Consider the following 23,784-nt stretch of genomic DNA (forward strand, 5'->3'; position numbering starts at 1 on the left):
TCAGGGCTCGACGCGCAGGACGGCGAGGTCGTCGGGCTGGTGGGAGAGCTCGGCGAGTGTCTGGCGCAGACGGTCCAGGAGGGAGTCGACGGACGCTGCCGCCACCACGGTGTCGGGGTAGCGGACGCGGACGGCGAGGCCGGTGTGGGTGCGGGAGAACCAGATCTGTACGTCGTCGGCCAGGGTCGAGGCGGAGATGTGCTGCGCGTCGCGGTCGAGGTGGGCCGAGCCGCCGGGGACGTGGCGGTAGTCGACCCAGGAGACGACGAAGACGTCGTTGCGGGTCTGCACCAGCGGCTCGGTGAGCGAGCCGAGGACCTGGTCGAGCGGCACCGACCCGAGGCGTACGCCATGACGGACCGCGTCGCCGGCCTCGGCCAGGCCCAGATCGGTGAGCGAGGCCGGCACGGTGAGCGGGACGGTGGTGGTGTACCAGCCGATCGAGCGGGTCAGCGGTTCCGCGGAGCGGGTGGAGACCGGCGCCATCGTGTCCAGCCGGTCACCGCCGCCGAGGTCGGAGATCGCGGTGGCGAGGGCCGCGAGCACGGCGGCGTACGTCGAGGCGCCGCTGTTGCGGGCGCGGACGCCGATGCGATCCATCAGGCCGGCGTCGGCCAGCGGGGCAACGGCGGTGGCCTGGGCGGCCCGCTCTCCCGGCTCGAGGCCGAGCGGCAGCGGGAAGGTCGGCAGCCGGTGGCCGAGGCCGCCGAGGAACTCACCCCAGCCGCGCAGCAGGGGATTGTCGGCGGCGACCCAGGCTGGGCCGTCGGCTCCCTGCTCGACGGCTTCGAGGAACGACCTCACCGGCGGCAGCGACGGCTCGTCGCCGCCCTCGGTGAAGGTGGCGTAGAGGTGGGCCAGCTCCTCGACCGCGACGGCGACCGAGTGGGCGTCGCAGTGCAGGTGGTCCATGCCGAGGACGATCGTGGAGCGGTCGGGGCGGGAGATCGCGGCCGGCAGGAAGGCCGGGTAGGCGAACGGCCCGCACCGCTCGTCGAGGGCGGCGTGCAGAGCGGCGCGGGTCTCCTCGACGGTGCTGGTGTGGCCGACGGAGGTCACCGACCAGGTCAGGGTGCCGGGGTGGTGCCGGCGGGCCTGGAGCCCCTCGGACCCGGCGACGACCTCGAGCTGCAGGCTGCCGTGGCGGGCGAGGAAGGCGCGCCAGGTGCGGGAGAGCGCGACCGGCTCGATGGGCCCGTCGACGTCGAAGGCGGCGGCCAGCCAGACGGTCGGCGCTCCGGCCATCGCGCCGGCGAGGTGGTTGCGCTGGTTGAGCGAGAGCTCGGCGGGCGCGCCGTGGTCGGGGGCGGAGAGGTCCCAGCGAAGCAGCGTGCCCGGCCGGGGCTCCCAGAGGTCAGCGGTCGTGACCAGCATGTTCGGTTCCGATGATCTGGTCGGCATCGACAGGGCGCACCGGCAGGCCGAGGTCGGCGATCACGTCGTGGAGAGCCTCGAAGTAGGTCGCCACCGCCCGTCCACCCTGCTCGGTGTCGGGGCTCTGGGTGGCCAGCTCGAAGCGGTCGGCGAAGCGGTTGACCCACAGGCTCGCGTTGGCGGTGCGGCCCTCGCCGGTGAAGTGCAGACCGGTGTCGAACGGGGTGGTTCCGGCACCGGGGAACTTGCGTACGTCGAGGTAGGAGACCATCTGCGGGCTGGCCAGCTCGGTCGGCGCGAGCACCCCGCCGGCGACCATCGCACCCAGCGCCACGTGGACCGGGGTGCGGGCCAGCTCGCGGGCGGTGCCGAAGGCCTTCTCCGCCGCGAGCACGGTCTCGGGGAAGGTCTCCCCCAGCGCCATCGAGACGGGGGCGAAGTTGCAGAACCATCCGTGGGACATCGCGGTCTGCTGCGACCGGGTGCCCAGCACGGTGATCCCGAGGTAGTCCGAGCTGCCGGTCAGGCGCTGCTCGACATGGGCCAGGAGCGCGAAGACGCCGCTGGTGAACCGGCCGCCGGCGGCACGGCAGACCTCCTCGAGCGCGTCCACCGCCTCACCCTCGAGTGCGGTCCAGGTTCGGATCCGGACCGGCGCGGTCTCACCCGGGGCCAGCCCGAGGTCGACCGGGAACCGTGGCAGCCGGCCGCCGTGACGCGAGACGATGTCGACCCACTCTCGCACCGCCGGTGTCTCCGCGTCGCACCCGGCGGCGAGCTGCTGCTCGGCGGCTGCGTACGTCACGAAGCTGTCGGCTTCCGGCAGCTCCGGCGACGGGGCTCCCAGGGCCGCGGCATAGGCGGCGCCGAGCTCGGCCGGGACCATCAGCTGCGAGGCGCCGTCCGTGAAGGCGTGGTCGCAGCCCCAGAAGTAGGTGAAGCCCTCCTCGCGCACGATCGCGCCGAGCAGGAACGGTGTCCAGGAGTCGGGGCGGCACTGCTCGTCCCACAGGCCGACGAGCAGGTCCTGCCATCCAACGGCCCAGTCGGAGGGCGCCGCGACCTCGACGGCCTCGAAGGCGATCGCGTCGGCTGGCACGAGGTGTCGCACCGGCCTGGCGCCGGAGAGGTCGAACCAGGTGCGCAGCCCCTCGTGGCGGCCGACGAACGAGGTCAACGCCTCGATGTAGGCCGCCTCGTCGAAGGCGACGTCGAACTCGCCGCAGGTCCCGGTCCAGGCCCGGTGCACGCCGCCGGAGGCGACCTTGGCGCGGTAGGCGTTGAGATGGTCGGCCTGCAGGAAGGAGGGGGCTCCAGGAGAGACCGGCGCGGCATCGGCCACCGCTCGGCACTCCGGCGTCGGGCGCAGCACGATCACCCGGCCGGGCGCCGGAGCGAGCTCCGCGAGCGCCCCGATCCTCATGCCGTGCCCTCCAGCTCGGCGGTCTCGGGCTGCGCGATCTCCTCCAACAGCCCGCTCATCCCGCTGATCAGGTCGCGCACGACCCGTTCGGCGGCGACCGTCTCGGGGTAGCGCGTCGAAACGTTGAGACCGTCCCGGTCACGCACGAGCCACAGGTAGACCTCGTCGTCGGCGCGGACGGGGGCCCGCAGCGTACGGGCGTCCCACTGCTTCCAGTGCTCGGCCCCGGAGATGAAGCGGGTGTCGACGAAGGTCACCACAAAGTGCGGAGCGTCGTCGACACCGAGAAGGTCGGCGACCCGTGCGAACGGCTGCGGGACCAGCGGCTTCGCCGCGGCGAGCGCGGCCTGGACGCGGCCGGCGACCTCGGGCAGCGTGGCCGCACCGGTGATGTCGAGGGTGATCGGGACGAGGCCGACGTACCAGCCGACCGCGGCGGCGTGCTCGGCGGTGTAGCGGGTGTGCATGGGCGCCACGAAACGCATCCGCTCCACGCCGTGCTGAGCCCGCAGGACGTACGCCATCGCGCCCATCATCCCTGCCTGGAAGGAGACGCCGGTGGCCTTGCACAGCTCGCCCAGGACCCGGGCCTGGCGGGGGTCGCCGAGCCACTGCGACAGGCTGGCCTGCGGCAGCGGCTCCGCCGAGGCGGGTACGTCGGTGATGCCCGTGACCGGGAAGTCCGCGAACCGCAGAGTGCCGTCAGGACCGGTCAGCCAGTCGCGCCAGACCCGCACCGACTCGCTCTCCAGCGACATCGCCTCGCCGGTGAGCCACTCTTCGGCGGCGTGGTCGACGTGGCTGCCGGTCGTGGCCGCGGCCAGGTCCGCGAACGGCTCGCCGGCCAGCGCCCGCTCGTAGAGCGAGGCGATCTCCTCGAACCAGAGCAGCTGGGAGTAGGCGTCCATGACGCCGTGGTCGGCACCGAAGACCAGGGTGAAGCCGTCGGCGTCGGCCACGGTCGCGAAGACGACGTAGGGCCAGGCCGAGGGGTCGATGTGATCGGCGAGGAAGTCCGAGACGCAGCCCCGGGCGTCCTCGCCGTCGAACCGGCCGAGAACGGTGGTGGTCACCGACACGTCGGCGGCAGCGACCGCACGGCGCCGACGGCCGGCCGGCGTCTCCTCGACGGTGCCGCGCAGCGCCTCGTGACGTCCGATCCAGGCCTGGAGCGCGAGGCCGAGCGCCTCGGTGTCGAGCTGCCCGTGCAACCGCATGATCGAGCCGATCCAGGAGCCCGCCTCGGCGGTGTCGAGGTGCAGCTCGTGGTTGTGGGACAGTCTGCGGTCGTCGTCGACCCAGGCGCTCGGCTCCGCGGTGGGGATCCACGCGGTCACCTCGCCCGGGGGTACGTCGTACGCGGACAGCTCGGTGTACTCCATCGGAGGTGGAGTTCCTCTCTGAGGTGGGGGGCTCATTGCGGCAAAACGCCATCTCGGGGACCCGAACGAACCTCAAGAACGCCGTAGCCCGAGAAGGCGACCCGCCTGGGACGACAGCGATGTCGTCCCACGTCGCGGCCTATTGTGCACACAGGTGTGCACTCAAATTCGACCACCCCCTGACGTGGCAATTCCCACACACTTTTATTGCCCCCGGGGGTTTACATGACGTATCAAACTCCGCTTGACTCCTCCCTCTGCGCGCGCTACCCATACGTCTTTACCCGGCCGCCCGCCCTATCTCGAGGACTCCCCCATGCCCGCTGCCACCCGTGCACCGATCGACAACTCCGGCCGCCTGCAGTTCGCCGACGACCTCTTCGCCCGCCGTCATCGCGGGCTCGGAAGTCCGATCGCCAACCAGTGGATCTGGCGGCTCAACAGCCCCTACGACGCCGACCGGCTGCGCTACATCGCGGCCGGCCTGGCCGAGGGCGGGCTCTCGCGGAAGCTGCACCGGGCGAGGTTCCCCGGAGCCCGCGACCTGTGGACCAACGCGGACCGCGAGTCGATCGAGCTCTACGAGGAGATCCTCCCCGTCGCCGAGATCACCGACTGGCTCCAGGAGCGTCACAGCGACCACCTCGACCCCCACGAGGGCCTGACCTACCGGCTCACCGCGATCAACCTCGACGACGGCACCTCGGTGGTCTCGATGCTGCTCGCCCACGCGGTCGGCGACGGCGGCTCCGTCCTCGACGCCGTGTCCCGGGCCTCCCGCAGCGAGCCGCTGCGGCTGCCGCCCGCGCCCGCCAAGGGCTGGGACCGCCTCCGTGCCGAGGCCGCCGACAGTCGCGCGCAGTGGCGAGCCGTCCGCGACTGGACCAAGGCACGCCGTCAGGCGAAGAAGGACGGCACCGCGGCCCTGGCGACCAAGGCGCCCCGCGTCTACCCGGAGGCCATCCCGAACCCGACGCCCGAGGCCTGGCGGATGCCGCGGATGATCTCCGAGTTCGACACCGAGACGATGACGAAGATCGCCGCCGAGCACGGCGGCTCGACCAACGCCTGGTTCATCAACGTCGTCGCCGACCTGCTCGTCCGCATCGACCACGTGCCGGTCGACCGCGGCGACGTCCCGGTCTCGCTGCCGATGAGCGACTTCCAGCCGGGGGACGTACGCTCCAACTCGACGCGCGTGGCCATGGTCGAGGTGCCCCGCGAGGTGCTCGACAAGCGCGATCTCGCCGAGATCAAGAAGCTCTCCAAGGCGGCCTACATCCGCCTCGGCCAGGCCGGACCGGGGCTGGTCCCGGTGCCGCTGGCGATGATGCAGATGCTGCCCGACGCCGTGCTCGACAAGCTCCCGCAGCCGCCGGCCGCGGCGTGCATGGCCTCCAACCTTCCCCAGCTCCCCGACGACTACCGCTACGCGATGGGTGATGACGTACGCCTCGTGGCCGGCCTCGCCGGCTACCAGAACGCGACCGCCCAGGACGCCTACGACGTCGGCGGCGGGATCATCTCCTGGCTGATCCAGTCGGGACCGCGTACGACGCTCAACCTGGTCGCCGCCGAGCCCGACCGCGTGCCCGACCTGGACTTCCTGAAGAAGCTGGTCGTCGAGGAGCTCGGCTCGTGGGGTCTGACCGCCGAGGTGTGGTGACGTGCCCGAGCCCGAGATGCCGCCCTCGCTGCCGCCCGCGAGCCTCGGCGCCCGCCCGGCACCGTTCGCTCCCGAGCGCACCAACCGGCTGACGTACGACGACGAGGTCTTCCTCCGCTCCGCGACCGTGATCGGCGTCCCGGTCGTGGGCCAGACCGCTTGGCGGTTCCCCACCGAGATCCCGGTCGAGGCGGTCCAGGACCTGGTCGACGAGCTGGCCAGGGGCCCGCTCAACCGCCTCGTCGTACGCCCCAAGGTCCTCGGCGCGCGCTCCCGCTGGGTGCCGGCGACGACCGCCGAGCCGGTCCGCTTGCACCCCGACCGGATCAAGCCCGAGCAGGTGGTGGGCTGGCTCGACACCACCGCCGACGAGGTGCCGTTCGACCCGGTGAAGGGTCCGCTGTGGGCGTTCTTCATGGCCTACACCACCGACGGCGACACCGTCGTGGCCTACAACGCCTCCCATATCGTCTGCGACGGCGGGATGAAGCTCGGTGCCGTGATCGCGGCCGTACGCCGCCAGCACCTGCCGCGGCTCCCCGCCCCCGACGCGGAGCTGGAGGTCACCCGCAAGGACGACTGGCGCGACGCGCGCACGATGGCACGCGCCGCCGTTCGCGGCCTGCGGGAAGCCCGGAGGGCCGGGAAGCTCCCCGTGCTGGAGGCGCAGTCCTCCGAGAAGCGGCCGGTGCCGGCTCCGCAGCCCGACGACGACATCGTCCACGAGGTCGCCAACGCCTCTGCCGACTGCCCCGTCGAGGAGTGGAACGCGGCCGCGGAGCGGGCCGGTGGCACCTCCAACGCGCTGCAGGTCGCGATCTCGGTCGAGGTGCTCCTCGAGGCCGGGATCGTACGCCCCGGCGAGCCGGTCAAGATGTCGCTGCCCGTCTCGCTACGCGGCGAGGGCGACCTGCGCTCCAACGCCACCTCGGGCGTCTCGATCGCGGTCGAGACCGAGCTGCGCGACGGCGTGGGCAGGGTCACCGACCTGGCTCACATCCGGGAGCGGTCGAAGAGGGAGTTCTCCGCGCTCTTCAAGGGCACCCGCCCCGACCCGATCGCCCACATCGCGCCGCTGGCCCAGATGATCCCGGACAGGCTCGCCAAGCCGCTGCTCAAGGGAGTCGTCACGCCGCTCGGTCTCGCCTCCAACCTGGGCCGGCCCGACCCCGACTTCGTGGCGCCGTTCGGCGTCGCCGCCGACTCGATCGTCTTCCGCGCCCTCGCGCTCGGCGCGACCCGCGCCGAGCTGCGCCGGATGCGCGGCGGGGTGACGTCGTGGTGGTGCGAGGCCGGCGAGACCTGCACCTTCAGCATCCGCGCACTCGACCCCGACGCGGTCCCCGACTCGGTGAGGCTGAAGGAGATCGTGACCACCGTCTACGGACGCTGGGGCCTGAATCCAACGTTCTGGTGAGAGGATGCGGTCATGACGATCGACGTACTCGGTGAGCCCTACACCGTGGAGACCATCGACCTCGCGGACGACTTCGAGGGCACGGTCGTGGCCACGCTGGTCAAGCGTCCCGCCGACGGCGACGCCAAGGGCGCCGTCCTCTACGTCCACGGCTTCTCCGACTACTTCTTCCAGAAGGAGTACGCCGAGTGGTGGACCGCCCGCGGCTACGACTTCTACGGCCTGGACCTGCGCAAGTACGGTCGCTCGCTGCGGGAGCACCAGTCGGGGACGTACGTCGGTGACCTCGTCGAGTACTTCGACGAGATCGACGCCGCCTGGGAGCGGATCACCGAGCGCGACGGCCACTCGCACATCATGCTCAGCGCCCACTCCACCGGCGGCCTCACGGTCTCGCTGTGGGCCGACGACCGCCAGCCCGACGCGCTGGCCGGGATGGTGCTCAACTCGCCGTGGCTCGACCTGCAGGGCTCGTTCCTGCTGCGCTCGGTCGCCAGCCCGGTGGTGCGCCGGGTCGGCCACCGGGCCCCGATGCGTGAGCTCGGCCGCGATGTGAGCGGCTTCTACACCATGTCGCTCCACGTCGAGCACGACGGCGAGTGGGAGTTCGACCTCGGCCTCAAGCCGGTCGGCTCCTACCCGATCCGGCTCGGCTGGCTCAAGGCGATCCGCGACGGCCACGCCCGGCTCCACCGCGGTCTGAACGTGAAGGCTCCGGTGCTGGTCCTCTCCTCCGACCGCTCCAGCAAGCCGAAGGCGATGGGCGAGCTCGTGCACTCGACCGACATCGTGCTCGACGTGCGTCAGATCCGCCGCTGGTCGACCGCCATCGGCAGCCACGTCACCTACATCGCGGTCCCCGGGGCGAAGCACGACGTGATCCTGTCGCGCCCCGAGGTCCGCAAGCAGGCGTACGCCGAGATCGAGCGGTGGCTGGCGGCGTACGGCGTCTGAGCCCGGCTGAACCGGGTCAGTCGAGGGTCGTCTTCGGGCCCTTGAACCACCTGTGCGCGGACAGCCTCCACCACAGGCCGAGGACGACCAGCGAGCCGACCGTGAGGATCGGCGCGTAGTTGACCGACGCCCAGGAGAAGTCGTCGCTGGTGATCCAGCCGGACGGCACGAACGGCAGGATGAAGTAGACCGAGATGATCGCGATCTCGGCGACGGCGACCAGGTTGAGCCACTTGTAGTGCCGGCCGAGTGTCCACTGCCCGGTCTCGAAGGAGTCCCCGGCCCGCCAGCGCAGAAAGATCGGGATGGCGAAGGCCAGGTAGAGGCCGATCACCGCGACCGAGGTGATCGCGTAGAAGGCCAGCGGGATGCCGCCGACGCCCCACAGCGCGGGAAGCGTGATGACCGCGCCGACGACCGCCACCAAGAGCACCGCGTTCACCGGGACCTTCCTGGTCGGGCTGACCTTCGCCCACAGCGACGAGCCGGGCACCGCCCCGTCGCGGGCGAAGGCGTACGTCATCCGGGACGCGCTGGTGAGACAGGCGGTCGCGCAGAAGAGCTGGCCGGCGGTGGAGATCAGCAGCACCACGAAGTGCCAGGAGGTGGGCAGCGCCTGGCCGAAGATCACGTCGACCGCGCCGCCGCCCGCGCTCACGCCCTCGGGGTCCTGGACCGCGAAGAGGAAGGCCAGCAGCAGGACGTACCCGCCGACCGCGGAGTAGAAGATCGAACGCCAGATGCCCTTCGCGGCGCCGTCGGCGGCGCCCTGGGTCTCCTCGGAGAGGTGGGCGGAGGCGTCGAACCCGGTGATCGTGTACTGCGTCAGCAGGAACCCGAGCGGGAGCACCAGGAACCAGTACTTCGCGTCGGAGTAGCCGGAGTTGTTGATCCGCTCGGTGAAGACGTAGGCGAAGCTCTGATGGTCGTCCGGGACGATGACGAGCACCAGGACCACGATCGCGGCGCCGGCGACGTGCCACCACACGGAGATGTTGTTGATGACGGCCAGCAGGTGGCTGGAGTAGATGTTGGCGAGCGCGGCCAGCACCAGGATGGCCAGGAAGATCAGGTAGACCCGGCCCAGGGAGTAGCCCTCGGCCCAGCTCTCGCTCAGTGTCGAGAGGGTGAGGTCGAGGAAGGTGGCGGCGCCGTACGCGACGCTCGCGGTGACCGCGAGCAGGCCGATCAGGTTGAGCCACCCGGTGAAGAAGCCGGCCGCCGGACCGCCGAGCTTGGCCGCCCACCAGTAGATGCCGCCCGAGGTCGGGTACGCCGAGACCAGCTCGGACATGGTGAACCCGATGATCAGGATGAGGCCTGCGATGATCGGCCAGCCCCACGAGATGGCCACCGGTCCGCCGTTGTTCCAGGCCTGGCCGAACGTGGTGAAGCATCCGGCCAGGATCGAGATGATCGAGAACGAGATGGCGAAGTTCGAGAACCCCGACCAGGTGCGGGACAGCTCCTGCTTGTAGCCGAGACGGGCGAGATGTGCTTCGTCGTCGAGCTGGGTCGTCTCGACGGTTTCAGGTGCCTCGGACATGGCACGCCTCCGGATTTCGTGGGGGTGGATGTGCCTGAGGCTAGAAAAGGTCCGTGGCGGTCGTGGACGCGCCAGGTAACGGCGCTGTGAAAGATCCGTCCTTGAGCGCCACCCCGGTCGCGCCGAGCGCCCGGGCCCCGGCGACCAGGCTCGCGATGGTGCGTGCGGCGGTCGCATGGTCCAGACCGTGGGGTGGACGGATGTTGGAGACGCAGTTGCGGGCCGAGTCGAGGACGCCCGGCCGTGGGTCCCAGGTGAGGTAGGCGCCCAGCGAGTCGCTGGAGGAGAGACCCGGCCGCTCCCCGATCAGCACCAGGGCCAGCCGCGCACCCAGCGCGCGGCCGATGTGGTCGCCCAGCGCCACCCGGGCCTGGGTTGCGACCACCGGCGCGGCGAGGGTCGTGGCGCTGTCGAGGAGCGGAACCAGATGCTCCAGGAGCGGCACCGCGTGCTTCGCCACCGCCTCGGCGGAGAGGCCGTCGGCGACGACGACCGCGATCTCGGCCCCACCCGGTCCGAGCTCCAGGTCGGCGCCGGGCACCCGGCCGAGGTCCGGCCGGGTCAGGTAGGTGGCCCGGTCCGGTGCCGCGGAGGCGACCACCCGTGGCGTACCCAGCCCCAGGCCGTCGAGCGCGTCGAGGAGCGCTTCGACGTCGAGCGGGAGATGGACGGCGTCGCGAGCGGCGGCATGGGCGGCACCGAAGGAGAGGACCTCGGCGGTCGGGACCGAGTTGCCGGCCCGACCGAGACCGATCCGTGCCGGCGTGGCCCGGCGCAGCCCCTCCCAGAACTCGCTCACTGGGCCAGCTCCTTCAGCACCGTCGCGGCCGGGTCGATGTCGCGTACGGAACCGTCCGGGTCGAGCAGGCCTGCCGAGGCCAGCCACTCCTCGAGCTCCGGCGCGGGGCGTTTGCCGAGGACCTGGCGGGCGTAGAGGGCGTCGTGGAAGGAGGTCGACTGGTAGCCGAGCATGACGTCGTCGGCACCCGGGACGGCCATGACGTACGTGCATCCGGCGACGCCGAGCAGGGTGAGCAGGTTGTCCATGTCGTCGGAGTCGGCCTCGGCATGGTTGGTGTAGCAGACGTCGACGCCCATCGGCACGCCCAGCACCTTGCCGCAGAAGTGGTCCTCCAGCCCGGCGCGGATGATCTGCTTGCCGTCGTAGAGGTACTCGGGTCCGATGAAGCCGACCACCGTGTTGACCAGGAACGGCCTGAACGCCCGCGCCACGCCGTACGCCCTGGCCTCCAGGGTCTGCTGGTCGACCGGCCTGCCGCCGCTGCCGAGGTGGGCACCGGTGGAGAGCGCCGAGCCCTGGCCAGTCTCGAAGTACATCACCTCGTTCCCCACGGTGCCGCGCGCCAGCGACCGGGCCGCCTCGTCGGCCTCCGCCAGCATCGCCAGGGTCGCCCCGAAGCCCTCGTTCGCGCCCTGGGTGCCGCCGATCGACTGGAACGGCAGATCGACCGGCAGCCCCGCCTCGATCAGGTCGATCGTGGTCGTGACGTGGGTCAGGACACAGCTCTGCGTCGGGATCTCGTAGCGGAGGCGTACGTCATCGACGAGCCGGAGCAGGTCCGCGACCGTACGCGGGTTGTCGGAGGCCGGGTTGATGCCGATCAGCGCGTCCCCGGACCCCAGGAGCAGACCGTCCAGGATCGAGGCCGCGATGGCGCCCGGGTCGTCGGTGGGATGGTTGGGCTGCAGCCGGGTCGCCAGCCGCCCCCGCAGCCCCATCGTCGTGCGGAAGCCGGTCACCACCTCGGTCGCCGCCGCCACCGCGATCAGGTCCTGGTTGCGCATGATCTTGGAGACCGCCGCCACCATCTCGGGGGTCAGGCCCGGCGCGACGGCGGTCAGCGCGGCGGTGTCACGCCGCGCGGCGGCGGCGAGCAGCCACTCCCGGAGAGCCCCCACGGTCAACCCGCTGACCTGCGCGAACGCGTCCTTGTCGTGCGTCTCCAGGATCAGCCGGGTGACGTCGTCGGACTCGGCCGGAACCACCTGCTCCTCGAGGAAGACGCTCAGCGGCAGGTCGGCGAGCACCATCCTCGCCGCGACCCGCTCGGTGTCGGACCGCGCGGCGCATCCGGCCAGAACGTCGCCGGAGCGCAGCGGCGTCGCCCTCGCCAGCACCTCCACCAGACCGTCGAACTCGAAGCCGTGCCCGTGGAGACTCTGCCGGTATCGCATGAGATCAACGGTAGAGCCGCAATATTTCCACGGTGTGAGGCTCAGGCACCAGTGCAGCACGGCGGACCACAGCGCCAGAACAACACACGAACCCGCCAGACACAGTCGATCCAGAACTCGTTTTCAATCGGCTGCCGCGCCACCCCAGTGAACGGAAGGCAAAGACAGTGCGCGTTAGGGTGCTGTGGTCCCGAACCCAACCGGAAGGACAACAGTGTGACTTCTGAGAAGAAGACAGACAGTCCAAAATCCGACAACCAGAATCCCTCTGGGCACAACCCCTCTGGCCTCATCAAGTCTCCCACGGGCGAAGTCGTCCCACACCCCGCGCTGGACCTGCCGATCTCGAGCGAACAGGACCAACGCAAGGGAATCGACTGGGTGGTCTTCGGCATCGCGGCGGCCATCGCCATCGCGTTCATGGCCTGGGGCTTCATCAACACCGACGGCATGGGCAAGGTCGCCGGCGACGCCCTCACCTGGGTGCTGGACAAGGCCGGCTGGGTCTTCGTCCTGACCGCCAGCGGTTTCGTCATCTACATCATCTGGCTCGCCGTCAGTAAGTACGGCAACATCCCCCTGGGCCGTGACGACGAGAAGCCGGAGTTCAAGACGGCTTCCTGGATCGCGATGATGTTCAGCGCCGGAATGGGCATCGGTCTGATGTTCTACGGCGTCAGCGAGCCCATCTCGCACTTCGTCACTCCGCCGCCGGGCACCGGCGAGGCGGGCAATCCCGAAGCCATCCAGCACGCGATGGCGACCACGATGTTCCACTGGACGCTGCACCCGTGGGCGATCTACGCGGTCGTGGGTCTGGCGATCGGCTACGGCGCCTACCGCAAGGGCCGCGTCAGCCTGATCTCCTCGGCCTTCACGCCGCTGCTCGGCAAGAAGACCGTCGAGGGTCCGGCAGGCAAGGCGATCGACATCTTCGCGATCTTCGCGACCCTGTTCGGCTCCGCCACCTCGCTCGGCACGGGCGCGATCCAGATCGAGAGCGGCCTGCAGATCGTGGCCGGGCTCGGCGAGGTCGGCAACAACGTCCTCATCGGGATCATCGCGGTCCTGACCGTCTGCTTCGTGATCTCCGCGGTCTCGGGTGTGGCCAAGGGCATCCAGTGGCTCTCCAACATCAACATGGTGCTGGCCCTGCTCCTGGCACTGTTCCTCTTCGTGGTCGGCCCGACGGTCTTCATCCTCGACCTGATCCCGACCTCGCTCGGCACCTACATCGGCGACCTCGCCCAGATGTCGGCCCGCACCGGTGTCGGCGGCGAGGAGACCTCCGCGTGGCTCGGTTCCTGGACCGTCTTCTACTGGGCCTGGTGGATCTCCTGGACGCCGTTCGTCGGCATGTTCATCGCGCGCATCTCGCGCGGGCGCACCATCCGGCAGTTCGTCGCCGGCGTGCTCCTCGTCCCGAGCGCCGTCAGCGTGATCTGGTTCTGCATCATGGGCGGCACCGCCATCGACCTGCAGCGTGACGGGACCGTCGACATCGCCGGTCTCGGCGGCGTCGAGTCGCAGCTGTTCACCACGCTCGACCAGTTCCCGCTGGCCACCGTGATGAGCATCCTGGTCATGGTCCTGGTGGCGATCTTCTTCGTCTCCGGCGCCGACGCGGCCTCGATCGTGATGGGCACCCTCTCCGAGCGTGGCGCCGAGGAGCCGAGCCGGCCGACGGTGGTCTTCTGGGGTGTCGCGACCGGTGTCGTGGCCATCCTGGGGCTGATCGCCGGTGGTGCGGACGCCTTGTCAGGACTGCAGACGATCACGATCGTGGCGGCACTGCCGTTCGTGGTGATCATGGTCGGGCTGGCGGTCTCGCTGCAGCGCGACCTGGCCCATGACCCGCTGATCGTGCGTGGTCAGTACGCCGCGGAGGCGGTCGAGCAGGCCGTCATCACCGGCGTCACCGAGCACGGTGACGACTTCGCGCTCGCGGTCGTCGAGGACGACCACAGCAACGACGCCGAGCCGCCTTCGGCCAAGGGCACTGTCACCGCGGTTCCTGCCGACAAGGCCTGATAGACACTGCAGCTGATGGCGGGGTCCTCCGGGACCCCGCCATCAGTCGTCTGTCAGCGGGGTCCCGGCGTACGTCTCCAGGGTGACGAACTCCTCGACGGGCTGCCTGCGCAGCCTGGTGAGCTGCTTGACCGGCTTGCCCAGCGGGACGACCGCGGCGACGGCGTAGCCCTCAGGCGCACCGAGCAGCTCGAGCACCGCCGGCTCCTCGGCGACCACCATCGTGGTGATCACCCCACCGAAGCCCTCGTTGCGCGCGGCGAGGAGCGTGTTCCACACCAGCGGATAGACCGAGGCGCCGGAGACGACACCGACCCGGTCCAGCTGGGAGTCGATGGAGGCGACCGCGCCGAGGTCGACGAGGAAGACGAGCACCACCGGAGCCGTGCGCAGCGGCTCGGTCATCGCGTGCGGGACCCGGGTCGCGGCGATCTGCTCGTCGGTCACCGCCGTCGGGTGCACCGTGTTCCACGGCATCTCCCCCGCCTTCTGCTGCGCCATGTACCTGCGAGCACCGGTCGCGGTCAGTTCGACCAGACGCTCGCGGGTCTCCTGGCTGCGTACGACCACCACATGGCCGCCCTGCCGGTTGCCCCCGGAGGGCGCGAACCGGGCATTGTCGAGGATCCTGGCGAGGATCTCGTCGGGCAGCGGGTCGTCGGTGAAGTCGCGTACGGCATGGGTGGTCCGCATCGCCTCGTAGAGCTCCATGGCTCCATCCCAGCAGACTCAGCCCCGGCTCAGCCCACCAGGAAGGCGATCAGCGCGGTGATGCCGACCACGACGATCACACCGCGGAGCACGTTGGGCGGCAGTCGGCGGCCGATCCTGGCACCCAGGAGACCACCGATCGTCGCGCCGACGGCGATCAGGGCGGCGATCTTCCAGTCGACGTCGGCGACGAGGGCGAAGATGAGTCCGGAGATGCCGTTGGTGATGGCGACCAGGACGTTCTTGAGCCCGTTGAGACGCTGCAGCGACTCGGCGACACCGATGCCGATGATCGCGATCATCAGCACACCCTGGGCGGCACCGAAGTAGCCGCCGTAGACGCCGAGCATCGCGATCGCAGGCCAGACCCACCAGCGCTCGCTGCCATCATCGGGCAGGTCGCCGTGCCGTCTGGCGACCCACCGGGAGATGCGCGGGCCGGTGATCACCAGGATCACACCGAGCCCGATCAAGACCGGGACGATCGCCTCGAACGCACCCGGCGGCAGCACCAGCAGCAGGATCCCGCCGACCGCGCCACCGATGAGCGCCGCGGCCCCGAGCCGCAGGATCCGCCCGCGTTGCCCGGCGAGCTCGCGACGGTAGCCCCAGGCGCCGGCCAGCGAGCCCGGCACCAGGCCGATCGTGTTGGACACGTTGGCGACGACCGGAGGTACGCCGAAGGCCAGCAGCGTCGGGAACGTGATCAGCGTCCCGGAGCCGACGGCAGCATTGATGGTGCCCGCCCCCACCCCGGCGATCAGGATGAGGGCGGACTGAAGTGGATCCACTTAGGCGGTCGGCTCAGCAGGAGGCTGCGGCCGGTTGGGGGCCTCCGCCTGCTTGGCCTCGGCGAGCGCCTCCTGGACGGCCGCGGCCGCGGAGGACTGCTCGAGGTCGACCGTCGGCTCGGCCGAGCCCATGTCGACGCGCTTGACGGGGCCCTCGACCTCGTCCGGGATGCCCTGGAGGCTGTTCATCGTCGAGCCGAGGCCCTCGAGGGCCTTGCCGATCTCGCTCGGGACGATCCACACCTTGTTGGCGTCGCCCTCGGCGATCTTCGGCATCATCTGGAGGTACTGGTAGGCCAGCAGCGACTGGTCGGGGCGGCCGTCGTGGATCGCCTGGAAGACGGTCTGGATGGCCTGGCCCTCACCCTGGGCGCGCAGGATCGCGGCCTCACGGTCAGCCTGCGCCGCGAGGATCTGCGACTCGCGCTGACCCTCGGCGTTGAGGATGGCGGACTGCTTGTTTCCCTCGGCGGAGAGGATCGCGGACTGGCGCTGACCCTCGGCGGTGAGGATCGCGGCGCGCTTGTCGCGGTCGGCGCGCATCTGCTTCTCCATCGCGTCCTTGATGGACATGGGCGGGTCGATCGACTTGATCTCGACGCGCTTGACCTTGATGCCCCAGCGACCGGTGGCCTCGTCCAGGACGATCGAGAGACCGGAGTTGATCTGCTCGCGGCTGGTCAGCGTCTCCTCCAGGGTCATGCCACCGACGATGTTGCGCAGGGTGGTCATGGTGAGCTGCTCGACGGCCTGGATGTAGTTGGCGATCTCGTACGTCGCCGCCACCGGGTCGTTGACCTGGAAGTAGATGACCGTGTCGATCGAGACGGTCAGGTTGTCCTCCGTGATCACCGGCTGCGGTGCGAACGCGACGACCTGCTCACGCATGTCGATCATGTAGCGCACCTTGTCGACGAACGGGATCACCGCGTTCAGGCCGGGGTCACGCTTCGACTGGAACTTGCCGAAGCGCTCCACGATGCCGACCCGCGCCTGCGGGATGATCTTGATCGTCTTGGCCAGCGTGGTGATCACCAGCACCGCCAAGATGACCAGAAGGGCCAGGATGATGCCACCCATTGCCAATCAGTCCTTGTCTATTCGTTGTGCGTCAGGTTGCCCGGAAAGCTACGGAGTCCCGAGCTCCGGAAGAGGATGGACGTACGCCGTCGCTCCTCTGATCTCGAGCACCTCGACCGGCGTGCCGGCCGCGATCACGAGCGTCTCGTCATAGGGCTGAGCGGTCCAGAGCTCGCCCTCGAGCTTGAGCTGCCCAGGCTTGTGGGCGCTGATCTCGACGGGCGAGATGGCCTGGACGCCGATCAGCTTCTGCGCGCCGATCTGGATCTCCGGGCCGTTGTGGAGCCGCCTGGCCAACCCCGGGCGTACGACCGCGAGCATGGAGACCGAGACCGCCAGCGCGACGATCGCCTGGATCACGAAGCTGTCGGTGAACGCGCCGGTCAACGCGCCCGCGAAGGCGCCGGTGGCGAGCATCAGCAGGATCAGGTCGAGGCTGAAGAGCTCTCCGACGACGAGCAGCGCTCCGAGTGCCGTCCAGATCGCCCAGTCCCACTCCTGCCAGTCCATGGGCGTCACCCTATCCAGACGGGCCACGCGTTGTGGGGAGGTTTGGGTACCGACTTCTTAACGTTAGGCCTACCGGGTGTGGCGGGCGCGACGCTTGGCCCAGTAACGGCCATCACTGGCCTCGAGCTCGAGCGGCATGCCGAAGGTCTTGGAGAGGTTGGCCGAGGTCAGCGTGTCGTCGATGAGCCCCTGGGCGGTGATCCGGCCGGAGCGCATCATCAGGACGTGGCTGAAGCCGGGCGGGATCTCCTCGACGTGGTGGGAGACGAGCACGGTCGCTGGGCTGTCGGGGTCGTAGGCAAGCGTCGACAGCGTCGAGACGAGGTCCTCGCGGCCGCCCAGGTCGAGCCCGGCGGCGGGCTCGTCGAGGAGCAGCATCTCGGGGTCGACCATCAGCGCCCGGGCCAGCTGGACCCGCTTGCGCTCGCCCTCGGACAGGGTGCCGAACCTCCGCTCACCGAGGTGCTTGATGCCGACCTCGATCAGCAGCGCCTGGGCACGGTCGTGGTCGAGGTCGTCGTAGTGCTCGCGCCAGCGCCCCACCACGCCGTAGGAGGCGCTCACCACGACATCGCGGACGAGCTCGTGGCGCGGGATCCGGTCGGCCAGCGCGGCGGAGGTCAGGCCGATACGCGGGCGCAGCTCGAAGACGTCGATGCGGCCGATCTGCTCGCCGAGGATCTTCACGACACCCGAGGTCGGGTGGAGCTGGGCTGCGGCGGTCTGGAGCAGCGTGGTCTTGCCGGCGCCGTTGTGGCCGAGGATGACCCAGCGTTCATCCTCCTCGACCACCCAGCTCACAGAGTCGAGAAGGGCGTTGCCCCCGCGGCGTACGGTGACGTCGTTGAACTCCAGCACGGCTGCCATGGCGGCAAATCTATCGGCAGGGGTTCTCGGGCTCGAGGATAGGGTGGGCGGCTGTGAGTGTCGATGAATCCGAGGCGCTGGAGACCACCCCGGAGGCCCTGCGCCTGGCCTGGTGGGTGACGGCGTGGCTGCGCGGTGAGGCAGTCACCGACCTGGTGCTCGATGCGGTGATCGGGCCCGACGCGACCCACACCGTCAGCGGGCTGGCCGCGCTCGGGCTCGGTGGCACCGAGGGGGTCGCGGACACCTTCGTCAGCGGGATGGGACGGCTGCGTACGGAGGGCGCGACCTGTGTCGGGGCCGCTTTCCCGGCCGAGGGCGACCCGGTCGGGCTGGGCGGACCCCGGGCCTTCAACACGGCCGCGATGGAGGCCGGCGAGGCGGTGGTGAGCGACGCCGGGATCGGGCTCGTGCCGGTCCGGGTCGGCGCGGTCGTCGAGTGGCAGGCCTACCCTGCTCAGCGCCGTCAGCTCCCCGACGTCGGCGAGGCCGACCGGGCCCTCCGGCTCGCGCTGACCGAGTCCGCGACGGCGCTCGCCGAGCTCGACGTCGCCCGGTGGCGGCCCGAGGTCGCCGACCGGCTGATGAACCTCCGCCATCGGCCCTCGCTGGCCGGTGCTCCCGGAGTGCCGCCGCGGTGCGTGGAGCTCGCCGCCCGTGGCGTACAGGCCCGGGAGATCGTCGCGGTGGCGCTCGAGGACGAGGGCGGCGCCGTGTCCGCAGCGGAGATGCTGCAGCGGCGAGAGGCGCTGGTCGGCCTCGACCGTGCCGCGCGGAGGGCGCTCACCGCGGCGGGATCGCCCGAGGTGTGGCCGCCGAACTGAGACGCGGGCGCCGGCTCCACTATCGTTTGCAGAGATGACCGAGGAATTCGACGCGCTCGAGCGCCGTCCCGACACCCTGCTGATCACCCTCGCCGGAAACGACCGTCCCGGGCTGACCTCGGCCACCCTGGCGACGCTTGCGTTGGCAGGGGTCGACGTGGTCGACCTGGAGCAGATCGTGCTGCGGGCACGGCTCGTGCTCGGGCTCCTGGTGACCGCGCCGGCCGACGCGGCGAGCACCGACGCGCTCAAGCACGCGATCGAGGAGACCGCCCACGCTCTCGACATGACCGTCGAGATCGAGGAGGGCGTCGGCGACACCCCGCGGGAGCCCGCCGACCGCGCCCGGGTGACGGTGCTGGGTCTGCCGCTGAAGGCGGCCGCGCTCGCCTCCGTGACCCGCACGATCGCCTCGGCAGGCGGCAACATCGACCGCATCATCCGGCTGGCCCGCTACCCGGTCACCGCCTTCGACCTGCACGTCTCCGGCGCCTCGCCCGACGAGCTGCGGGTCACGCTGGCGGCCGAGGCAGCCGCCCAGGGCGTCGACATCGCGGTGCAGCCCGCCAACCTGGTCCGCCGCGGCATGCGCCTGATCGTCATGGACGTCGACTCGACGCTGATCGACGGCGAGGTGATCGAGATGATCGCCGCCCACGCGGGCTACGAGAAGGAGGTCGCCTCTGTCACCGAGGCGGCCATGCGCGGCGAGCTCGACTTCGAGGAGTCGCTCCGGGGGCGGGTGAAGTACCTCAAGGGCGTCCCCGCGACCGCGTTGGACGAGGTGTACGCCGGGCTGCAGCTCAACCCGGGGGCGCGGACGATGGTCCGCACCCTGCGCCGCCTCGGCTACCGCTTCGCCATCGTCTCGGGCGGCTTCTCGCAGATCACCGACCGGCTGGCGGCCGACCTCGGCATCCACTACGCCCGCGCCAACGAGCTCGAGATCGTCGACGGCGTACTCACCGGTGAGGTCGTCGGCGAGGTCGTCGACCGGGCCGGCAAGGCTCGTGCGCTTCGCGAGTTCGCCGCCGAGATCGGCATCCCCGAGGCCGCCACCGTCGCCATCGGCGACGGCGCCAACGACCTCGACATGCTCGCCGCCGCCGGCCTCGGCATCGCCTACAACGCCAAGCCCGCGGTGCGTTCGGCCGCCGGGACCGCCATCAACGTCCCCTACCTCGACACGATCATGTATCTCCTCGGCATCTCCCGTGAGGAGATCGAGGCCGCCGACGCCGAAGCCGGCATCGTCACCCCCGCCCCGCCGCTCATCTGAGCCCTGCCGAGTCAGCTTGCGCCGACTCGGCGGTCAGGCTCGTGCGACGTGGAAGGCGGTGACGGAGGCCTCGGCCTCGTCGAGCTCGGACCAGTCGCCGTCGTAGGTGAGTACGGCGACGGCGGAGGTCGGGAAGCCGAGGGCGAGCTCGTTGCCGGCCTCGTCGTCCCCCTCGCCGTCGTCGAGGAGCTGCACGAGCGAGAACACCGTCGGGTTGTGACCGATCACCACGACCGTCGAGATGCCGTCATCGACGCCACGGATCAGGTCGAGGGCGGTGGAGGTGCCGGCGGCGTACAGACCCTGGTCGTACTCCGCCAGCGTCAGGTCCCACGACGCACCGAGCGCGACGTCCTCCCAGGTCTGGGTGGCGCGGTCGGCCGCCGAGACCAGCACGTAGTCCGGGACCACGCCCTGCTCGGCCAACCACTCCCCCGCTGCGACCGCGTCGGCATGGCCGCGCTCGGTCAGCTGACGCTCGTAGTCGGTGGGTGCCGACGACTCCGCCTTGGCGTGCCGCATGATGACAAGGGTCCGCATGCGGCAACCCTATGACCTCACGCACCCAGCGAGTGATAGCCCCCGTCGACATGGATGATCTCGCCGGTGGTCGCCGGGAAGAAGTCCGAGATCAGCGCGCAGACGGCCTTCGCGGTCGGGCCCTGGTCGGTGTTGTCCCAACCCAGCGGCGCCCGGGTGCCCCAGCCCTCGTCGAGCTCCTCGAAGCCCGGGATCGCCTTGGCGGCGAGGGTCTTGAGCGGACCCGCGGAGACGAGGTTGCAGCGGATCCCGTCAGGGCCCAGGTCGCGGGCGAGGTAGCGCGAGGTCGACTCGAGCGCGGCCTTGGCGACACCCATCCAGTCGTACGCCGGCCAGGCGATCGTCGCGTCGAAGGTCAGCCCCACGATCGACGAGCCGGGAGCCAGCAGCGGCCGGGTCGCCATCGCCAGCGACTTCAGCGAGTAGGCGCTGACCTGGACCGCCTGGGAGACGTCGTCCCAGGGGCCGTCGAGGAACTTGCCACCGAGGAGCGTGTTGGGGTTGCCGTACGCGATCGAGTGCACGACCCCGTCGAGCCGCTCGACACCCTCGGCCCGGAGCGCGTCGGCGAGGCCGTCGAGGTGGTCCTGGTTGGTCACGTCGAGGTCGAGGACCGGCGGCTCCTCGGGGAGCCGCTTCGCGATCCGCTTGGTGATCGACAGCGCGCGGCCGAAGTTGGAGATCAGGACGCGAGCGCCCTGCTCCTGGGCCACCTTGGCGACCGCGAAGCCGATCGAGGAGTCCATCGTGACCCCTGCGACGAGAACAGTCTTGCCGTCCAACAAACCCATGATCAGTGCCCCATTCCAAGTCCGCCGTCGACCGGGATCACGGCCCCGGTCACATAACCCGCATCAGCCAACCACGTCACGGCCGAGGCCACCTCGTCCGGTGACGCGTAGCGCCCCAACGGCACCCGCTCCGTGATCGCCTTCTGCTGCTCATCGGTCAGGACCGCGGTCATCTCGGTCTCCACGAAACCGGGCGCGACCACGTTGGCGGTGATCCCCCGCGAGCCGAGCTCACGCGCGAGCGAGCGGGCCATCCCGACCAGCCCGGCCTTCGACGCCGCGTAGTTGACCTGGCCCGGGTTGCCCATCAGCCCGACGACCGAGGAGATGAAGATGATCCGCCCGCGGCGCAGCCGCAGCATGCCCTTCGAGGCCCGCTTGGCGAGCCGGAAGGACGCGGTCAGGTTGGTGTCAATCACGGAGGTGAAGTCTTCCTCCGACATCCGGAGCACGAGGGTGTCCTTCGTGATCCCGGCATTGGCGACGAGGACCTCGACGGGTCCGTGGGCGGCCTCGGCGGCGGCGTACGCCTCCTCGACGGCGGCCGGGTCGGTGATGTCACACACCAGGTCCAAGGCCCCTTCCGGAGCCCCGCCCTTGCGGGAGGTCACGGCCACCTTGTCGCCGTTGGCCACGAAGGCCTCGGCGATCGCCCGGCCGATGCCGCGGCTGCCGCCGGTGACAAGCACCGAGCGAGGCGATGGACTCTGCCTTGTGGGGTTTTCACTGTCAGTCACAGGCGCGACGGTAGCGATTACTTCGGCGTACGACCAATGCCTTGGATTTGCTTGTGAGAACCCTCCAAGGTCTTTCGGAGCGCCCCTGTTGGGACCACACCATTGACCGGATGCCATCGGCCACGACCTAGACTGGCGGTATGTCCAAGGCGCAACCGATCAGGATCACCACCGCCGGGCGTAGCCGCGCCGAGGACATCGCGATCCGCCAGAAGCGCTACGCCATCTCGATGTCGATCCGCTCGCTGTGCTTCATCGGTGCCGTGATCGCCGGTCTGGCCGGCATCGGCTGGCTGTGGCCGATCCTGATCGCGGGGGCGCTGATCCTGCCCTACATCGCGGTCGTCATGGCCAACGCGACCAACACCAAGAGCGACGAGATGAACCTGATGGACTCGCCCTACGGCCCGCGTCAGCTCACCAGCGGACGCGAGCAGCAGCTCCGCGAGAAGGGTGAGCAGTGATGGGCGCGCTCGACTCCGAACTGTGCTCGGCGAAGGGCTGCCAGGACCCCGGATCGTGGGAGCTGCAGTGGAACAATCCGAAGATCCACACGGCTGATCGGCGTAAGATCTGGCTCGCGTGCGAGACGCACAAGGAGTCGCTCAGCGACTTCCTGGGAGCGCGCGGATTCCTCAAGGACGTCGTCCCTCACTAGCCGTTCCCCCGGAGAGGTCGTGCGATGAACCCGATCCCTGTGCTCCTCGACTGCGACCCCGGCCACGACGACGCCATCGCGATCCTGCTGGCGCTGGGCAGCCCGCACATCGACCTGCTCGGCATCACCACCACCTTCGGCAACTGCCGGGTGGAGAAGGCGACCTACAACGCCCAGCGGGTCCTGGCGCTGGCGCGTCGGCCCGATGTCCCGGTCGCCACCGGTGCCGCCGGGCCGCTGGCCGGTGAGATCCACATCGGTGACTTCATCCACGGCGCGACCGGGATCGACGGGCCCGATCTTCCCGAGCCGCTCCCTGCGCCGGTCGCGATCGGGGCGGTCGAGCTCCTGCGTACGTCCCTTCTGGCTGCCCCGGAGCCCGTCACCGTCGTCGCGACCGGACCGATCACCAACGTCGCGGTGCTGCTGCGTGATCATCCCGAGGTCGGTGCGAAGATCGCCGAGATCGTCTTCATGGGCGGCTCGACCGAGCGCGGCAACACCACGCCGGCCGCCGAGTTCAACGCCTACGCCGACCCCGAGGCACTCGACCTCGTCCTCACCAGCGGCCTGCCGATCCGGATGGTCGGGCTCAACCTGTCCCACCAGGCGCTGGCCACTCCCGAGGTCGTCGCGCGGATGCGGGCCATGGATCATCCGGTCGGCCGGGCATGCGCCGACCTGATGGGCTTCTTCGGCGGCACCTACTCCGACGTCTTCGACTTCGCCTCTCCCCCGGTCCACGACCCCTGCACCATCGCGGCCCTCATCGACCCCGGCCTGATCACCTGGCACAAGTCGTTCGTCGCTGCCGAGACCGCGGGCCGCTGGACCCGCGGCGCCACCGTCGTCGACCTGCACGGCCGCCTCGATGAACCGCCCAACGCCCAGGTCGCGATCACCCTCGACGTCGAGGGCTACTGGGACCTCGTCCTGGACGCACTCGACCGCGTCGGTTCCTGACCTGCCGAGAGGTCAGGTACGTCGGCCGAGGCGTCACTCCCGCC

General features: G+C 70.2%; 23 protein-coding genes. 9 read left to right on the plus strand and 14 right to left on the minus strand.

Translation table 11 applies throughout. The features are described from left to right. From ACFX43_RS11200 to ACFX43_RS11210, 3 genes are read right to left on the minus strand one after another with little or no spacing between them, the layout of a single operon-like run. Entirely contained in the window at window positions 1–1,374 is a 1,374-nt protein-coding gene (locus ACFX43_RS11200; RefSeq protein ID WP_378820654.1) for a condensation domain-containing protein, read from the minus strand. Beyond that, window positions 1,355–2,797, minus strand: a complete 1,443-nt coding sequence (locus ACFX43_RS11205; RefSeq protein ID WP_378820657.1) for a condensation domain-containing protein — start codon at window positions 2,795–2,797, stop codon at window positions 1,355–1,357. The genes ACFX43_RS11200 and ACFX43_RS11205 overlap by 20 nt, the downstream gene beginning before the upstream one ends. Then, complete coding sequence (locus ACFX43_RS11210) at window positions 2,794–4,179, minus strand: condensation domain-containing protein (RefSeq protein WP_378820660.1); 1,386 nt, start codon at window positions 4,177–4,179, stop codon at window positions 2,794–2,796. The genes ACFX43_RS11205 and ACFX43_RS11210 overlap by 4 nt, the downstream gene beginning before the upstream one ends. Window positions 4,180–4,495: 316 nt before the next feature. Between ACFX43_RS11210 and ACFX43_RS11215 the strand changes: the two genes are divergently transcribed. Genes ACFX43_RS11215 through ACFX43_RS11225 form a run of 3 tightly spaced genes read left to right on the plus strand, consistent with a single transcriptional unit; the run spans window position 4,496 to window position 8,216 of the window. Further along, the gene (locus tag ACFX43_RS11215) at window positions 4,496–5,845 is read left to right on the plus strand and encodes a hypothetical protein (protein ID WP_378820663.1); all 1,350 of its coding nucleotides are present in this window, start codon (window positions 4,496–4,498) and stop codon (window positions 5,843–5,845) included. Window position 5,846: 1 nt separating this feature from the next. Then, window positions 5,847–7,262, plus strand: a complete 1,416-nt coding sequence (locus ACFX43_RS11220; protein WP_378820666.1) for a hypothetical protein — start codon at window positions 5,847–5,849, stop codon at window positions 7,260–7,262. A 12-nt stretch (window positions 7,263–7,274) separates the two neighbouring features. Continuing rightward, a complete protein-coding gene (locus ACFX43_RS11225) occupies window positions 7,275–8,216 on the plus strand; it encodes an alpha/beta hydrolase (RefSeq protein ID WP_378820668.1) in 942 nt (313 codons plus the stop codon). Between the two features lie 16 nt (window positions 8,217–8,232). On the opposite strand, the gene ACFX43_RS11230 is transcribed toward ACFX43_RS11225, so the two are convergent. From ACFX43_RS11230 to ACFX43_RS11240, 3 genes are read right to left on the minus strand one after another with little or no spacing between them, the layout of a single operon-like run. After that, window positions 8,233–9,762 (minus strand): amino acid permease, encoded by a 1,530-nt coding sequence (locus tag ACFX43_RS11230; RefSeq protein WP_378820670.1) that lies wholly within the window; start codon window positions 9,760–9,762, stop codon window positions 8,233–8,235. 40 nt (window positions 9,763–9,802) lie between these two features. Next, window positions 9,803–10,561: an ethanolamine ammonia-lyase subunit EutC gene (gene eutC / locus ACFX43_RS11235; RefSeq protein ID WP_378820673.1), complete on the minus strand. Its 759-nt coding sequence runs from the start codon at window positions 10,559–10,561 to the stop codon at window positions 9,803–9,805. Beyond that, a complete protein-coding gene (locus ACFX43_RS11240) occupies window positions 10,558–11,958 on the minus strand; it encodes an ethanolamine ammonia-lyase subunit EutB (protein WP_378820675.1) in 1,401 nt (466 codons plus the stop codon). The genes eutC and ACFX43_RS11240 overlap by 4 nt, the downstream gene beginning before the upstream one ends. Before the next feature lie 381 nt (window positions 11,959–12,339). Here ACFX43_RS11240 and ACFX43_RS11245 point away from each other — a divergent pair, with 381 nt between their 5' ends. After that, window positions 12,340–13,989, plus strand: a complete 1,650-nt coding sequence (locus ACFX43_RS11245; RefSeq protein WP_378820677.1) for a BCCT family transporter — start codon at window positions 12,340–12,342, stop codon at window positions 13,987–13,989. A gap of 42 nt (window positions 13,990–14,031) precedes the next feature. Here the strand turns inward: ACFX43_RS11245 and ACFX43_RS11250 are convergent, their stop codons facing one another. The 5 genes from ACFX43_RS11250 to ACFX43_RS11270 all read right to left on the minus strand — a co-directional run bounded on the left by ACFX43_RS11250 (window position 14,032) and on the right by ACFX43_RS11270 (window position 17,948). Further along, entirely contained in the window at window positions 14,032–14,700 is a 669-nt protein-coding gene (locus ACFX43_RS11250) for a nitroreductase family protein (protein ID WP_378820679.1), read from the minus strand. Between the two features lie 29 nt (window positions 14,701–14,729). Continuing rightward, on the minus strand, window positions 14,730–15,491 hold the full coding sequence (locus ACFX43_RS11255; RefSeq protein WP_378820682.1) for a sulfite exporter TauE/SafE family protein: 762 nt from the start codon (window positions 15,489–15,491) through the stop codon (window positions 14,730–14,732). Next, a complete protein-coding gene (locus ACFX43_RS11260) occupies window positions 15,492–16,571 on the minus strand; it encodes an SPFH domain-containing protein (RefSeq protein WP_378820685.1) in 1,080 nt (359 codons plus the stop codon). A gap of 48 nt (window positions 16,572–16,619) precedes the next feature. Continuing rightward, on the minus strand, window positions 16,620–17,081 hold the full coding sequence (locus ACFX43_RS11265; protein WP_378820688.1) for an NfeD family protein: 462 nt from the start codon (window positions 17,079–17,081) through the stop codon (window positions 16,620–16,622). Window positions 17,082–17,150: 69 nt separating this feature from the next. Then, window positions 17,151–17,948, minus strand: coding sequence for an ABC transporter ATP-binding protein (locus ACFX43_RS11270; protein ID WP_378820690.1), 798 nt, complete (start codon window positions 17,946–17,948; stop codon window positions 17,151–17,153). A 53-nt stretch (window positions 17,949–18,001) separates the two neighbouring features. On the opposite strand from ACFX43_RS11270, the gene ACFX43_RS11275 reads away from it, so the two are divergent. Continuing rightward, window positions 18,002–18,772 (plus strand): hypothetical protein, encoded by a 771-nt coding sequence (locus ACFX43_RS11275; RefSeq protein WP_378820693.1) that lies wholly within the window; start codon window positions 18,002–18,004, stop codon window positions 18,770–18,772. A gap of 34 nt (window positions 18,773–18,806) precedes the next feature. Further along, window positions 18,807–20,051, plus strand: coding sequence for a phosphoserine phosphatase SerB (gene serB, locus ACFX43_RS11280; protein ID WP_160022683.1), 1,245 nt, complete (start codon window positions 18,807–18,809; stop codon window positions 20,049–20,051). 33 nt (window positions 20,052–20,084) lie between these two features. On the opposite strand, the gene ACFX43_RS11285 is transcribed toward serB, so the two are convergent. Genes ACFX43_RS11285 through fabG form a run of 3 tightly spaced genes read right to left on the minus strand, consistent with a single transcriptional unit; the run spans window position 20,085 to window position 22,119 of the window. After that, window positions 20,085–20,591: a SixA phosphatase family protein gene (locus ACFX43_RS11285; protein ID WP_378820696.1), complete on the minus strand. Its 507-nt coding sequence runs from the start codon at window positions 20,589–20,591 to the stop codon at window positions 20,085–20,087. 17 nt (window positions 20,592–20,608) lie between these two features. Then, complete coding sequence (gene fabI, locus ACFX43_RS11290) at window positions 20,609–21,382, minus strand: enoyl-ACP reductase FabI (RefSeq protein WP_378820699.1); 774 nt, start codon at window positions 21,380–21,382, stop codon at window positions 20,609–20,611. Window positions 21,383–21,384: 2 nt separating this feature from the next. Then, window positions 21,385–22,119 carry a 3-oxoacyl-ACP reductase FabG gene (gene fabG / locus ACFX43_RS11295; protein WP_378820702.1) on the minus strand — a complete coding sequence of 245 codons (735 nt, stop codon included), beginning with the start codon at window positions 22,117–22,119 and terminating at the stop codon, window positions 21,385–21,387. A gap of 140 nt (window positions 22,120–22,259) precedes the next feature. Between fabG and ACFX43_RS11300 the strand changes: the two genes are divergently transcribed. The 3 genes from ACFX43_RS11300 to ACFX43_RS11310 are packed head-to-tail and all read left to right on the plus strand — an operon-like array spanning window position 22,260 to window position 23,740. Then, window positions 22,260–22,583, plus strand: a complete 324-nt coding sequence (locus tag ACFX43_RS11300; RefSeq protein WP_378820705.1) for a DUF3099 domain-containing protein — start codon at window positions 22,260–22,262, stop codon at window positions 22,581–22,583. Then, window positions 22,583–22,777, plus strand: coding sequence for an acetone carboxylase (locus ACFX43_RS11305; protein ID WP_378820706.1), 195 nt, complete (start codon window positions 22,583–22,585; stop codon window positions 22,775–22,777). Before ACFX43_RS11300 ends, ACFX43_RS11305 begins: the two co-directional genes overlap by 1 nt. Window positions 22,778–22,801: 24 nt before the next feature. Next, the gene (locus ACFX43_RS11310; RefSeq protein WP_378820709.1) at window positions 22,802–23,740 is read left to right on the plus strand and encodes a nucleoside hydrolase; all 939 of its coding nucleotides are present in this window, start codon (window positions 22,802–22,804) and stop codon (window positions 23,738–23,740) included. Window positions 23,741–23,784: the final 44 nt, after the last annotated feature.

It is taken from the genome of Nocardioides sp. YIM B13467 (assembly GCF_042788075.1).
In the GTDB taxonomy this organism is placed as follows: Bacteria; Actinomycetota; Actinomycetes; order Propionibacteriales; family Nocardioidaceae; genus Nocardioides.